This window comes from Peptacetobacter sp. AB800 (assembly GCF_047807365.1).
Taxonomy (GTDB): domain Bacteria; phylum Bacillota; class Clostridia; order Peptostreptococcales; family Peptostreptococcaceae; genus Peptacetobacter.
Map to the genome: position 1 here is coordinate 54,655 of NZ_JBLOUI010000007.1, position 14,308 is coordinate 68,962.

General features: G+C 31.5%; 13 protein-coding genes and 1 rRNA gene. All 14 read left to right on the forward strand.

All coding sequences use genetic code 11. The annotated features are described in order from the left end of the window. The first annotated feature begins 112 nt into the window (after nt 1–112). A complete protein-coding gene (locus tag ACK2WN_RS04190) occupies nt 113–847 on the forward strand; it encodes a GntR family transcriptional regulator (RefSeq protein WP_201416794.1) in 735 nt (244 codons plus the stop codon). 47 nt (nt 848–894) lie between these two features. Then, nucleotides 895–2,028, forward strand: a complete 1,134-nt coding sequence (nagA, locus tag ACK2WN_RS04195; protein WP_416154919.1) for an N-acetylglucosamine-6-phosphate deacetylase — start codon at nt 895–897, stop codon at nt 2,026–2,028. A gap of 84 nt (nt 2,029–2,112) precedes the next feature. Continuing rightward, nucleotides 2,113–2,859 carry a glucosamine-6-phosphate deaminase gene (nagB, locus tag ACK2WN_RS04200; protein ID WP_329998998.1) on the forward strand — a complete coding sequence of 249 codons (747 nt, stop codon included), beginning with the start codon at nt 2,113–2,115 and terminating at the stop codon, nt 2,857–2,859. Between the two features lie 168 nt (nt 2,860–3,027). After that, a complete protein-coding gene (locus ACK2WN_RS04205) occupies nt 3,028–4,623 on the forward strand; it encodes a cell wall-binding repeat-containing protein (RefSeq protein WP_416154920.1) in 1,596 nt (531 codons plus the stop codon). 131 nt (nt 4,624–4,754) lie between these two features. Then, nucleotides 4,755–5,186, forward strand: a complete 432-nt coding sequence (cdd, locus tag ACK2WN_RS04210) for a cytidine deaminase (RefSeq protein WP_300528797.1) — start codon at nt 4,755–4,757, stop codon at nt 5,184–5,186. A 108-nt stretch (nt 5,187–5,294) separates the two neighbouring features. Next, nucleotides 5,295–5,960: a YczE/YyaS/YitT family protein gene (locus ACK2WN_RS04215; RefSeq protein WP_300528795.1), complete on the forward strand. Its 666-nt coding sequence runs from the start codon at nt 5,295–5,297 to the stop codon at nt 5,958–5,960. Nucleotides 5,961–6,422: 462 nt separating this feature from the next. Next, the gene (locus ACK2WN_RS04220) at nt 6,423–6,962 is read left to right on the forward strand and encodes a helix-turn-helix domain-containing protein (protein ID WP_040410633.1); all 540 of its coding nucleotides are present in this window, start codon (nt 6,423–6,425) and stop codon (nt 6,960–6,962) included. A gap of 82 nt (nt 6,963–7,044) precedes the next feature. Beyond that, nucleotides 7,045–8,112, forward strand: coding sequence for a spermidine/putrescine ABC transporter ATP-binding protein (gene potA / locus ACK2WN_RS04225; protein ID WP_416154921.1), 1,068 nt, complete (start codon nt 7,045–7,047; stop codon nt 8,110–8,112). Further along, a complete protein-coding gene (locus tag ACK2WN_RS04230; RefSeq protein ID WP_006440774.1) occupies nt 8,099–8,941 on the forward strand; it encodes an ABC transporter permease in 843 nt (280 codons plus the stop codon). The genes potA and ACK2WN_RS04230 overlap by 14 nt, the downstream gene beginning before the upstream one ends. A gap of 119 nt (nt 8,942–9,060) precedes the next feature. Continuing rightward, nucleotides 9,061–9,738: an ABC transporter permease gene (locus tag ACK2WN_RS04235; protein WP_334290479.1), complete on the forward strand. Its 678-nt coding sequence runs from the start codon at nt 9,061–9,063 to the stop codon at nt 9,736–9,738. After that, nucleotides 9,739–10,794 (forward strand): ABC transporter substrate-binding protein, encoded by a 1,056-nt coding sequence (locus ACK2WN_RS04240; RefSeq protein WP_416154922.1) that lies wholly within the window; start codon nt 9,739–9,741, stop codon nt 10,792–10,794. It begins immediately after the preceding gene. A 154-nt stretch (nt 10,795–10,948) separates the two neighbouring features. Then, the gene (locus tag ACK2WN_RS04245; RefSeq protein WP_416154923.1) at nt 10,949–11,830 is read left to right on the forward strand and encodes a glycoside hydrolase family 73 protein; all 882 of its coding nucleotides are present in this window, start codon (nt 10,949–10,951) and stop codon (nt 11,828–11,830) included. 178 nt (nt 11,831–12,008) lie between these two features. Further along, nucleotides 12,009–13,706: an FAD-dependent oxidoreductase gene (locus ACK2WN_RS04250; RefSeq protein WP_416154924.1), complete on the forward strand. Its 1,698-nt coding sequence runs from the start codon at nt 12,009–12,011 to the stop codon at nt 13,704–13,706. A 488-nt stretch (nt 13,707–14,194) separates the two neighbouring features. Next, nucleotides 14,195–14,308 (forward strand): 16S ribosomal RNA (locus ACK2WN_RS04255); the annotation flags it as partial.

Here is a 14,308-nt window from a genome sequence, read left to right on the forward strand (position 1 = left end):
AATAAATTTTTATAAAGTAAGTTAATAAAAATTATTTTTTTGTTAAAAGCATTGAATAAAAAATGCTATAGGTATATAATTGGTATATACCAAAATAAAAGGTGGAATCGATATGAAGAAAGTAGATAAAACTAGTTCTGTATCAATACATATCCAATTAAAATCGATAATAAAGGATATGATTGAGTCTGGAGAATTAAAAGAAGGCGATGTACTTCTTCCAGAAAGAGAAATTTGTAAAGAACAAGAAATAAGCAGAATGACTGTCAACAAAGCTATAAATGCACTTGTTTCTGAGGGGATTCTCTACAGAAAACAAGGTAAGGGAACTTTTGTAGCGCAGAAAAAGAAAAAATATCAGTTCAACAATGTAAAAGGATTTACAGAAGTTATGAAGAGCAGAGGAATTGATATTAAGACAGATATAATAAAATTTGAAATACTAAACCCAGATGATATTATAATGGAAAAACTGGGAATAACTGACAAAAGAGAAAACGTATACAAGATAAAAAGAATTAGATATGTAGAAAATGAGCCATTTGGATACGAGATTGCATACATTCCTGAAAAGGTATGTGGTGGTATGACAAAGGGAATGTTAGACGATAATTCTTTGTATAAAATTTTGGAAAATGAATATGGATACAAAGTAGCTAGAGTAGAGCAGATAATAGATCCTATACAAGTAGATACAAAAGTTAGCGAAAAACTACAATGTGAAAAAGGACGGCTAGCACTTAGCATCCAGAGAACATCTTACACCGAAGATGAAAAAATTATAGAGTATACAGTGACTATAATTAGAAGTGATAAATATCAGTATGAGATAAATATAGGAATGTAATTTTAATAGAATAAATTAAAAAAATATTGATTAGGAGGGGTATTAAAATGAAATGCCTTACAAACGGTAGAATTATATTAAAAGACAAAGTTTTAGAAGGAAAAAATATAGTATTTGACACTAAAATACAGAGTATAACTTCTGAAATACCAGAAAACTGTGAAGTAATAGATGCTGAAGGAAAATATATATCTCCAGGTTTAATAGATATACACATCCACGGAAATATGGGTGAAGATACTATGAATGGTACAGACCACGCAATAGAAACTATGTCAAAATCTGTTGCACGTCATGGTGTTACAGGGTTCTTACCAACAACTATGACAATGGGAAAATCTGATATATATACAGCTTTAGATACAATAAGAAGAGCAAAAGCTAGAAAAATGAAAGGTTCTCAGGTACTTGGATCTCATGTTGAAGGGCCATTTATAAATGAAGCATTTAAAGGTGCTCAGAATGCTAAATTCATAGCAATACCTGAATTCTCATTTATAAAAGATTACTCAGATGTTATAAAAGTTATAACAATAGCTCCAGAAAAAGATGAAAACTTTGAATTTATAAAAGCTGTTAAGAGAAGTACAGATATATTAATATCTATGGGACACAGTAAAGCTACATTTGATGAAGCAAATGCAGCCATAGATGAAGGTGTTGGAAGTGTTACTCACTTATTCAACGCTCAGACAGGATTAAACCACAGAGAGCCAGGAATAGTTGGTGCAGCACTTACTAGAGATGTATTCACTGAAATAATAGCAGATACAATACATGTAAACAAAGGATTATTCCAGTTTGTAATACATAACAAAGGCAAAAATAAATTAATACTTATAACTGACTCAATGGAAGCTGGAGGTCTTGAAGATGGAGAATACTCATTAGGTGGACAGAAAGTTATAGTTAAAGATAATGCTGCTAGATTAGAAAATGGAGCATTAGCAGGAAGTGTTTCTGCACTTAACTCTATGGTAAGAAACTTCTACAACAACACAGACCTAACAGTAGTAGAAGCTATAAACCTTGCTTCTTTAAACCCAGCAACTGCAATACATGTAGCTGATAAAAAAGGTAGCATAGAAATAGGTAAAGATGCAGACTTTGCATTATTTGACGACGATTTCAACTGTAGCATGACAATTTGTACAGGAGATATAGTATTCGAACGGAAATAATAGTAAAATATAGGCATAATAAAAAATTGTAAAAATCCGCAAAATGCGGTAGATGATAAATATAAAAATATTGGAGGATTTAAAATGAAGATATTAGTATGTAAAGACTATGCTCAGATGAGCGAAAAAGCGGCTAGAATATTTGCAGCTCAGCTTATATTAAAACCTAACTCAGTATTAGGATTAGCAACAGGAAGTACTCCAGAAGGAATGTATGCAGCTTTAGTTGAAAAATACAACGAAGGAAAAATAGACTTTGCAGATGTAACAAGCTTTAATTTAGATGAATACTATCAGTTACCAGCTGAAAATGATCAGAGCTATGATTACTTCATGAAAAAACATCTTTTCAATCATGTAAACATAGAAAACTACAACCTTCCAAATGGAATGGTAGAAGATGTAGAAGCTGAATGTAAAGCTTACGAAGAAAGAATAGAAGCAGCTGGTGGAATAGATATACAGGTTCTAGGAATAGGAAAAAATGGACATATAGGATTCAATGAACCAGATTCAGTATTCATAAAAAATACTCACTTAGTTGAACTTACACCATCTACAATAGAAGCAAACTCAAGATTCTTCGCTTCAGAAGAAGAAGTGCCTAAAAAAGCAGTAAGTATGGGTATAGGAACTATATTAAAATCTAAAAAAATAGTTCTTTTAGCTTCAGGAGAAGGAAAAGCAGAAGCTATAGCTAAAACTGTTTACGGAGATATAGATCCAATGGTTCCAGCTACAGCATTACAGTTACACAACGATGTAATAGTTATATTAGACGAAGCTGCAGCTTCTCAGTTAAAACCAGAAGATTACACAGTTGTAAAATAGTAAAATTAAAAAATATATATTTTAATAATAAAGGGATACCTACTGGTATCTCTTTTCCTTTATAAACATTTAATGTTTTGAAAAATTTAAATAGGGTAATTAAATAAAAGATTGCAAAAATATGATAAAATATTTATAATAATAAAATTAAACTTGGGGGCGCTAGTTATGAATATGAAAAAATACACAACAGTTGCATTAGCAGCTACTATGGCAGTTGGTACAGTTATACCAGCTTATGCAGCATCAGTAGATAAAATAGTTGGAGATAATAGATACGAAACTGCAGCTATGATAAGTAAAAGAGCTTATGCAAATGCGGAGACTGTTATACTAGTAAATGACGATGCTATACCAGATGCATTAGCAGCAACACCATATGCAAATGCACTTAAAGCACCAATATTACTTACTTCTAAAAATGCACTTACAGCGGTTACTAAAGATGAAATAGTTAGAACTGGAGCAAAAAAAGTGGTATTAATAGGTGGAGAAGCAGTTTTACCAGAAGCTCTAGTTGAAGAATTAAAAGCTACAGGAGTTACAACTGTAGATAGAATAAAAGGTGATACTAGAGAAGAAACAGCACTAGAAATAGCTAAGGCACTAAACGACTTTAATAAATCAAATAAATTAGAAGCTATTAATAGTGTAGCAGTAGTAAATGGTACAAATGGTCTTGCTGATGCAGTATCAGTAGCAGCTATTGCAGCAGAAAAAGGTATGCCTATAATATTATCAAACCCTAAAAAAGGAATAGAAGTATCTAAAGACTTTATAAAAGACAATAAAATATCAAACTCTTATATAATAGGTGGAGATAGTGTTGTTTCTGAGGAAGTAGCAGAATCACTACCAGCAGCTATAAGAATAGAAGGTAAAAATAGAAATGATACAAATGCTAGAGTTATAGAAGAATTCTACAAAGGTAAAGAATTAAATAATATATACGTAGCTAAAGATGGACTTAAAAAATCTGGAGAATTAATAGATGCACTTTCAGTAGGTGTTCTTGCAGCTAAAAATAATGCACCAGTAGTTATAGTTGGATCAAAATTATCAGATAGTCAAAAGAGCCTATTCAAAAATAAAGTTATAAAAACTATAACTCAGGTTGGGGGAAATGGTAATGAGGATGCTGTAGAAGAAATAAAGGCAACTCAGACTAATATAAACTATGAAGTAAACAATAAAGACGACCTAAATACAGTATTAGCCAATGCAAATGCAGGAGATACAATAACATTAAAAACAAATGCAGATACTTCAGATGATTTTACTATATCAACTGATAAAGCTATAAATATAAAAATAAATGGAACTTTCAATGGAAAAGTTACTTTAGATTCAGATGAAGCTAATGTAGAAATATTAGGTGGATCTATAAAAAAATTAGAAACAAAAAGAGCAGCTTCTTTAAGCGTTGCAGGTGGAGTAAAAGTAGAAAATTTATTATTAGATGCAAATGCTGAATCTATAGTTGTTATAAACAAAGGTACAATGACAAATATAGATGTGGATGCATCAAAAGCTAGTATAAAAAATGAAGGAACTACAACAAGTGTAAAAATAAATGGTACTAGTGTTACTTTAGAAAATACAGGATCAATAAAGTCTGTAGAAGTTAATGGAACTGGTGCGACTATAAAGAACAGTGGTAAAATAGAAGATAAAATAACTGGAACAGCTACAGATGTAAAATTTGAAGGAAATAAAACTGAAGCTGAAAAAGCAGAAGAAAATCCAACAACAGAAACAAAATAAAACAGAATAAAATTTAAGCCGGGTAATTTCGCCCGGCTTTTTTTATTTAAAAAGAGTAGCTATGCTGAAAAATTTATAAATGAAATATTTCTTGCAAAATTATAGAAAAAACTTAGTTAAAAATAAGGTATATGTTGTATAATATAAAAAAACAATTTGAGAAAAGAGGAAATGATATGAAAATAGTAGATAAAGCATTTGAAGCTATGCAGAACGCATATGCACCATATTCAAAATATAAAGTGGGAGCTTGTGTTGAAACAACAGATGGGAAATATTTCTTAGGAGCAAATGTAGAAAATGCCTCTTATGGACTTACTAACTGTGCTGAGAGAAGTGCGATATTTGCAGCGTATTCTAATGGATATAGAAAAAAACATATAAAAGCAATCGCAATAGTATCTAAAGGGGAAAAACTAGTTACTCCTTGTGGAGCTTGTAGACAGGTATTATCAGAGCTTATAGAAAAAGATGCGGAGATAATACTATCTAACGGAGAAAAAACACTAATAACAAATATAGATGATTTAATGCCATTGGCTTTTGGAGCAGATAACTTGTAAAGTTGTATAAATCTTAACAAAAAGTGTATAAACCCTTGAAATTTCAACAAATTTTTTGTATTATATAGGCAAAGGATGAAATTTGTAAAATGGATGGTGTATAATGCTATGTTTAAGACAATCGGATTAAAAGTTGCTAAATTAGTAATCGGGCTTTTTGTATGCTCAATCGGTATAGTTATGACAATAAATGCAAATTTAGGTATGCAGCCTTGGGATGTTCTTCATCAGGGATTATCTAATAAGCTTGGTATAACTATAGGTACAGCTACTATAATTGTCGCAGCACTTACAATGATTGCAGATTTTGTATTTGGCGATAATATAGGCTGGGGAACAGTTGCTAATATGGTTTTAGTTGGTTTATTTATGGATATGATAATATATTCAGGGTATATTCCAACATCTAGCAGTCTTGTATCTGGATTAGCACTTCTTATAGGTGGATTAATAGTCTTATCATTTGGCATGGTTCTTTATATGGACAGCGGATTAGGAAGTGGACCTAGAGATGGACTTATGGTTTGCCTACAGAAAAAAACTGGAAAATCAGCAAATGTAGTTAAAGTTACTATGGATATAACTGCTCTTGCTATAGGTATACTACTTGGAGGAAAAGTAGGTATAGGAACTATAATAAGTGCATTTGGTCTAGGACTAGCTATCAAAGTAGTATTTAAAGCTTGCAGATTTGATGGAACAAAAGTAGAGAACAGATACATAATAGACGATATAAGATACATAAAAAGAGTATCTGAGCATTTTATAAAATAAGCCTATTGATTTGAGAAATTTAAAATTATGGAACCTCTTTAAATTATAAGGGGTTCTTTTTTTATGCAAATTTAATCGATATTTAATTATAATGTAAGACTTGTATTAGTTGATATTTAAAGGTAAAAAAAGTTTTATATGATGATAATCATATGAATGAGAATGAATTTTTAAGATTATGTAAAATTTGAAGACATAAGAATGTAAAAAAATATAGGTGATTTTTTAAAAATAAATATACTAATACTAAACTTTGAGGATATTAATATTGACTAGTCAAATTGGCATAGTGTTGGATACATTGAAAAAAGCTAATTATAAAAAATAAAACAAATTGTAACAAAAAACAAAATAAGCCTTGAAAAAAATAAACTTTTTGTTTATAATATCTAATTGTTGTAGTTTAGAAACGATAAACTTAGAGTTTAGTAAAAATTTATATATAGACAGGGGTAAATGAAAATGGAAATAGGTAAAAAGATTAAAAGACTTAGAATAGAAAAGCAACTCACCCAAGAAGAGTTAGCTAATAGATGCGAGCTTTCAAAGGGATTTATATCTCAGCTTGAAAATGATTTAACATCACCATCGATAGCTACTTTAATAGATATACTAGAGATACTTGGGACAAACTTAAAAGAATTCTTTAATGATACAGAGAGCGAAAAGATAGTATTCGTTAAAGATGATATGTTTGAAACAGAGGACGAAGAATTAAAATACGAATTTAAATGGCTAGTTCCAAACTCACAGAAAAATGAGATGGAGCCGGTAATAGTTACAATCCAACCTGGAGGTCAGTACAAAGAAGAAAAACCTCATGAGGGAGAAGAATTTGGATATGTGCTTGCAGGATCGGTATTCCTTCATTTAGGAGAGAAAAAGCTAAAGGTTAGAAAAGGAGAAAGTTTCTACTTTAAACCGAGAGCTAAACACTTCCTATCAAACGAAGGAAAAACTGTAGCTAAGGTACTTTGGGTAAGTACACCACCTACTTTCTAAATTATACGAAAGTAGTGCAATTATAGATTTATAAATTTAAATAATATGTTTGATTTAATTTTGAGGAGAGAGGTGTTATACTTTGGCAGAAAACATAATAGAATTAAGAGGAATACATAAGGTATACGGCGATAACGTAGTATTAGATAATTTTAAACTAGATATAAAGAAAAACGAGTTTTTAACATTATTAGGACCATCAGGATGTGGTAAAACAACACTATTAAAAATAATAGCTGGTTTTGAACAGGCTGATGCAGGGAGTGTAATATTCGAAGGGAAGGAAATAAACGACCTACCTCCAAATGAAAGACATGTAAACACTGTTTTCCAGAAATATTCACTATTCCCACATATGAATGTTTACGAAAATGTAGCATTTGGATTAAAGATAAAAAAAGTTCCAAAAGATGAGATAGATAAAAAGGTTAAAGAAGTTTTAAAACTTGTTGCACTTGAAGGATTTGAAAATAGAGCAATAGACTCTTTATCTGGTGGGCAGCAGCAGAGAATTGCAATAGCAAGAGCTGTTGTAAATGAGCCTAAAGTTCTTCTTCTTGACGAGCCTCTAGGAGCGCTTGATTTAAAATTAAGACAGGAAATGCAGGTAGAGCTTAAAAGAATACAGAAAAAATTAGGTATAACATTTATATTTGTTACACACGACCAGGAAGAAGCACTTAGTATGTCTGATACTATAGTAGTTTTAAATAAAGGTAAAATACAGCAGATGGGCAACCCAGTAGATATATACAATGAACCTAAAAATGCATTTGTTGCTAAGTTTATAGGAGAAAGTAATATATTACCAGGTGTAATGCTTGAAGACTTCAGAGTTGTATTTGCTGATAGAGAATTTGAATGTGTAGATAAAGGATTTGAAAAGAACGAAGAAATAGAAGTTGTTATAAGACCTGAAGATATAAAAATGGTTAAACCAGAAAATGGTATGATAGTAGGAAAAGTAACATCTGTAATATTTAAAGGAGTACACTACGAAATAGAATTAGAAGAAAATGGAAGAACTTGGCTACTTCACAATACTCGGTATGCAGAAGTAGGAACAGAACTAGGAATAGACATATATCCAGAGGATATACATATAATGAAAAAAGTCGAAATAGAAGCTGGTGAAGATGATGAAAATTAAGAATTCAAAATCAAAATTTGCTTATCCATACATAGTATGGAGTGCAATATTCGTAGTAATTCCATTATTCCTAGTAGTTTATTACAGTTTTACAAAAGAAGTTAACGGAGAGATAGTTTTTACTCTTGATAACTTCAAATCAGTTTTAGATCCGATATATTTATCAGTATTTTGGAGATCTATATTAATATCTGGAGGCGCTACTCTAGCATGTATATTAATAGGTTATCCAGTTGCGTATATTATATCTAAAGCTCCAATAAGTAAAAGAGGAACTTTAATACTTTTATTTATACTTCCGATGTGGATGAACTTCTTACTTAGAACATATTCTTGGGCGTCAATCCTAGGGCAGAACGGATTATTAAGTAGCTTTTTAGGATTATTTGGTATAGAGTATCGTTCTATTTTATATACTCCATTTGCTGTGTTATTAGGTATGGTTTATAATTTCTTACCATTTATGGTATTACCTATATACACTTCATTATCAAAAATGGACCACGATTTAATAGATGCAGCTCACGATTTAGGAGCTAACAATTTTACAGTATTTAGAAAAATAATATTCCCACTTAGCTTACCAGGAGTTTTCTCTGGTATAACAATGGTGTTCATGCCATCAATAACATCATTCGCTATATCAAGACTTCTTGGTGGAGGAAAGACAATGTTAATAGGGGATTTAATAGAACAGCAGTTTACAGTTGTAGGTGACTGGAACTTTGGTTCTGCAATATCAATATTCTTAATGATAGTAATATTAATTTCAATGAGTATAATGTCTAAGATGGACGACGGAAGTGGAGAAGGGGGTATGGTTATATAATGAATAAAAACAAAAAGAAGATAAAAATAGTTTCTGATATATATATGTTTTTAGTTTTCTTATTCCTATATATACCAATATTCGCCCTAATAGTATTCTCTTTCAGTGATTCGAGATCTATGGGACATATAGGAGCTTTCACTACTAAATGGTATGTGAGATTATTCCAAAATGAGGCGATAATGACAGCACTTTATTATACAGTTACTATAGCTATAATTTCTTCAGTAATAGCTACTATAGTAGGTACTTTAAGTGCAATAGGTATAAATAAGATGAGACCTAGAAATAAAGCTATAATGATGAATGTAAACAATCTACCAATATTAAATACAGAGATAGTAACAGGGGTAGCTCTTATGAGTTTATTTGTATTTTTACAGGTAGATTTTGGATATATGACAATGCTTATAGCGCATATAATGTTCTGTATTCCTTATGTAATACTTTCTGTGCTTCCAAAATTAAGACAGATGCCAGAAAATATAGAGAATGCAGCATTAGATTTAGGTGCGACACCATTTTATGCTTTAAGAAAGGTTATATTACCTCAGATAAAACCTGGTATAGTGTCAGGATTTTTAATGGCATTTACTATGTCTATAGATGATTTCATAATAAGTTTCTTCAACTCTGGAAACGGGGTTACAAACTTATCTATAGAAATTTACTCTATGGCAAGAAGAGGTATAAAACCAGAAATAAATGCGCTTTCTACTTTAATGTTTATAACAGTTCTTATACTGTTAATACTTTCTAATAAGAAACAGTCTTTAGAAGAAAGGGGAAGAAGATAGATGAAAATAACTAAAAAAATACTATCTCTTGTTTTAATTGCATCTATGGCAGTGCTTCCTCTAACAGGTTGTAGAAAATCTGCAGATTCATCAAAAGTTTTAAATGTTTACAATGTTGGAGACTATATTGATGAAAGTTTAATAGATGTATTTGAAGAACAGACAGGGATACAGGTGCAGTATTCTACTTACGATACAAATGAAATGATGTATCAGAAGGTAAAGAGTGGAAGTACTAAGTACGATATTGTAGTTCCTTCTGATTATATGGTTGCAAAGATGAAGAAGGAAGGTATGCTTGAAAAGCTAGATTTTAATAATATTCCTAATATAAAAAATATAGATAAGAAGTTTTTAGGTTCTGAATACGATCCTAAGAATGAGTATAGTGTTCCTTATATGTGGGGTACTTTAGGTCTTGCATACAATTCTAAGTATGTAGATGAAAAGGATTTAGGGTCTTGGGATATTTTATGGAATCCTAAATATAAAGGAAAGATATTAATATTTGACTCTGTTAGAGATACAATGGGTGCAGCTTTATTTAAGTTAGGTTATAGTATGAATACTACAAACCCAAAGGAAATAAATGAAGCTAAGGAGCTATTAGTTAAACAGAAAGAATACGCTTTAGCTTATGTAAATGATGAGGTTAAAGATAGAATGGTTGGAGAAGATGGATATATAGGAATGATATATTCAGGAGATTTCCCTCTTATGCGGGAAGAAAATTCAGATTTAAAATTCTTCAATCCAGAAGAAGGTACTAATAGATGGGTAGATGCAATGTGCATACCTACTACTTGTGAGAATAAAAAAGAAGCAGAAATGTTTATAAACTTTATGCTTGATCCAGAGATTGCTAAGATAAATACAGAGTATATAGGATATTCTACTCCTAATAAAGCTTGTTTTGACCTTCTTGATAAGGAGATAACTAGTGATAAGGGAGCTTATCCTGATGATGAGTATTTAAGTAAGTGCGAAACATTTACAGATATAGGTAAAGATATCAAGCTATATGATAAGGCTTGGATAGAGCTAAAATCAAGATAATTAGTCATAATTGAGAGTTGTTACAGGTATTGTAGCAGCTCTTTTTTATTTTGATGATTGTAAAATGTTCGTGAGATAGCGCATTTTTATTTTTATTTGGGAGGAGTTGTATTGTATAATAAAAAATATAGTAAAAAATTGTGAGGAAATGCATATGGATGAAAATAATATAGATAGCAAGAGATTAGATGATATGAGAAAAAGTGTGCAAGGAAAGATTAAGGAGAGAGAGGATGATAGAAATTTAGGTGTTAAGCCTAAAAAGAGTAGCTCTCAGAAAGTGAAGAGCGAACTTAATGCTTCAAAAGGCAAGGGTACTCAGAAGAAATCTAAAAAAAGTGGTACAAGTTCAAAAAAATCTGCATCTAAAAAGGGAAGTAGCTCTGTAAAAGGTGGATCTAGCAAAAATTCAAAGAAACCTAGTGGAGGTAAAAGTAAGAAAGCAAAGAAAAAAGCTAGAAACATATCTATTGTTTTAGTAGCTTTGACTATTTTGATCTTTGCTGTGTATTCTACATTTGGAAGAGGTTATATAGAGGATATGCAGAGAGAAGATTTTATTGAGATGGTTCAGCCAATAGCTGTAGATGTTTATGAAAAGTATGGAATTTATCCATCTGTGACTATTTCGCGGGCAGCTATTGAATCCAATTGGGGTAAGTCGGAGCTTTCTAAGGAATATTTTAATTTGTTTGGTATAAAGGCAGATAAATCTTGGGATGGGAGAACTGTCAATATGAATACAAAGGAAGGGTACAATGATACAGAAAATGCGGCATTTAGAAGATATAGGTCTTATAAAGAGTCGATATACGATTATGGAAAGTTTTTAAGTGAAAATAAAAGGTATGAAAAAGCGGGATTATTTAAGGCTAAGGATGGAAAAGCTCAGGCTCAGGTTTTAGAGGATGCAGGATATGCTACAAAGGAAAACTCTAAAGGCGAGCTTGTCTATGCGGATGTGCTTATAAATCTTATGGATAAGTATAATCTTGATAAGGTAGATGCTGAATATGACCCAAAAGTAAAGAGATAAAAGAAGACAAATACAATTACTTTATTAACCTATTTAAAGACAGTAAAGTGGTATTTTATACAACGTTATGCAACTCGTTGACTTTGAAATTTCAACGGAATATAATCTTCTATAATGTTATTAACAAAAAAATAACAAAATCATTTTAAGGTAAGTTTTACTAGGAGGGAAAAGTTTCATGGCGAAGTATAATGCAGGTACATACACTGGAAAAGGATACGGTGTAAAAGGTAAGGTTGTTGTTGAAGTAACATTTTCTGAAAGTGAAATAACAGATATTAATATTGTTAAACACAAAGAAATTTATGGACAGGCATATGGTCTTGAAAGTTCACCTTTTGAACATTGGGTTCCAAAGATAATAGAATATCAGTCTTTAGCTGTACCAATGGTTGTAGGTGCTGAAGTTGTTTGTAAAGCTATAGCTAAAGCAGTTGCATCTTGTGTTGAACAGGCAGGTGGAGATGTTGAAGAGTTAAAGAATAAAGCAGTTCCAGTTCCACCTAAAAAGGAAGATAGAACAATAGAAACTGATTTTGTAGTATTTGGATCTGGTATAGCAGGTCTTTCAGCAGCTGTAGAAGCTAAGTATTGTGGAGCTGATGTAGTTCTTGTTGAAAAACAGGGAGTAATTGGTGGTTCTTCTGCAATATGTGGTGGTAAGATAATGGGTGCTGGTACAAGAACTCAGATAGAAAGAGGTATATTAGATACACCTCAGATGCAGTTTGATTTTTTAAAGAAAGCTGCGGGAACTTTCTTAGATGATGATAAGATAAATTACTTCTGCTACCATGCAGCAGAAAATATACATTGGTTAGAAGAACAGGGATTTGAAGTGCAGGATGTTGAAGCGCCTCATACTTCTCAGTTACCATGGAGAATTCATAATAGTATGGGTGGCGGTGGCCAGACTATGGGATATGGTGGAGGATTTATAGTTCCACTAAATAATAAATTCCATGAGCTTGGTGGGACAACTCTTTTAAATACTTCTCTTACAGAGTTAATAGTAGAAGATGGCAGAGTAGTTGGAGCTAAAGCTACAGATACTTTAGATGGAAGTGTTGTTACTATAATGGCTAAAAAAGGTGTATTTATAGGAACAGGTGGATTTGCAGCTAATAGAGAATTAGTTGAATCAAGATATCCATGGATGAAAGGCTATTATTACAATTGCCCAGAATCAAGTCAAGGAGATGGAGCTAGAGTTGCAGAAGCAATAGGTGCTAGAAATTATAAACACCCATCTTTACAGACAATGATGTTAAATGAAAGAACTGGAGTAGGTGTAAATGAAGAGCCAAGTTTAATAGTTAGTTTAGAAGGAAAACGTTTCTGTAATGAATTCCAGTTCCACAGTTTAGTTGGTTGTGCAATGGCAAAAGCTGGTAGTGCTGGTGGATGGTATATAACTTGTGGAGAAGAAGCAGATAAATATCCTCTACTTCAATATACTTTAGGATCAAAGGAAGCAATAAAAGCTAGTAGTATAGAAGAATTAGCAGAAAAAATAGATGTTAAAGCAGAAGTTTTAAAGGCTACTGTAGATAGATATAATTATTTATGTGATATTGGATTTGATGAAGATTATGAAAAACCAGCAAGTGAAATGAGAGCTATAAGAGGAGATGTATATTATGCGGTATTTTTAAGACCAGCTACTTCTATAACATTTGGTGGTCTTGAAATAGATATAGCAGCGCATGTTCTTGACAACGATAAGAAAATAATACCAGGATTATATGCAGCAGGAGAAGTTGCAAACACTGGTAATTTTGGCTATGGAGTTCCTTCTTGTGGATATAGTATAGGTCATGCTCTTCATTTTGGTAGAGTTGCTGCAAGAAGTGCTTGTGGAAGAGAATTATTATAATAAAAAAATAAGAGGTAGTTTATAAATAAATTTACTTAATTATAAAAACTAGTATGAAGAAAAAATTCTTTATACTAGTTTTTTGTTTGTCTAGGTTATAAAAATAGATATTTTTAATTATCATTATTGGTTTTATAAAATATTTATAGAAAAAAATAAAAAATTGTTATAGAAAAATATCAGCTGTAATCATTGAAATTTACAAGATATAGAAGATTATTTTATGCTAGAAAAAAATAAAAGATAAAAAAAGTTTTAAAAAAGTGTTGACGTAAAATGTGAAAGCTGATATTATAATACTTGTCCTTGAGAGAGGGCAAGAAAATAAAAAACAAAACAAAACAAAAGTTTTGAATGAACTTTGAAAACTGAACAGCAGATATATTTAGTTTGAACAAATAGTTCGAACGCCATACAAACCATGCCAGATATTTTGAGATAACATCTGAGTGGATTTAAATTGAAACTTAGGTTTCAACAAACTATTTTTATTTGAGAGTTTGATCCTGGCTCAGGATGAACGCTGGCGGCGTGCCTAACACATGCAAGTCGAGCGATCTCTTCGGAGAGAGCGGCGGACGGGTGAGTAACGCGTGGGTAAC

Bases quoted from the DNA above. Each gene is read 5' to 3' on its own strand.
- ACK2WN_RS04190 (WP_201416794.1), top strand. From the start codon at position 113: ATGAAGAAAGTAGATAAAACTAGTTCTGTATCAATACATATCCAATTA.
- nagA (WP_416154919.1), top strand. From the start codon at position 895: ATGAAATGCCTTACAAACGGTAGAATTATATTAAAAGACAAAGTTTTA.
- nagB (WP_329998998.1), top strand. From the start codon at position 2,113: ATGAAGATATTAGTATGTAAAGACTATGCTCAGATGAGCGAAAAAGCG.
- ACK2WN_RS04205 (WP_416154920.1), top strand. From the start codon at position 3,028: ATGAATATGAAAAAATACACAACAGTTGCATTAGCAGCTACTATGGCA.
- cdd (WP_300528797.1), top strand. From the start codon at position 4,755: ATGTTGTATAATATAAAAAAACAATTTGAGAAAAGAGGAAATGATATG.
- ACK2WN_RS04215 (WP_300528795.1), top strand. From the start codon at position 5,295: ATGTTTAAGACAATCGGATTAAAAGTTGCTAAATTAGTAATCGGGCTT.
- ACK2WN_RS04220 (WP_040410633.1), top strand. From the start codon at position 6,423: ATGGAAATAGGTAAAAAGATTAAAAGACTTAGAATAGAAAAGCAACTC.
- ACK2WN_RS04230 (WP_006440774.1), top strand. From the start codon at position 8,099: ATGATGAAAATTAAGAATTCAAAATCAAAATTTGCTTATCCATACATA.
- ACK2WN_RS04235 (WP_334290479.1), top strand. From the start codon at position 9,061: ATGGGACATATAGGAGCTTTCACTACTAAATGGTATGTGAGATTATTC.
- ACK2WN_RS04240 (WP_416154922.1), top strand. From the start codon at position 9,739: ATGAAAATAACTAAAAAAATACTATCTCTTGTTTTAATTGCATCTATG.
- ACK2WN_RS04245 (WP_416154923.1), top strand. From the start codon at position 10,949: ATGGATGAAAATAATATAGATAGCAAGAGATTAGATGATATGAGAAAA.
- ACK2WN_RS04250 (WP_416154924.1), top strand. From the start codon at position 12,009: ATGGCGAAGTATAATGCAGGTACATACACTGGAAAAGGATACGGTGTA.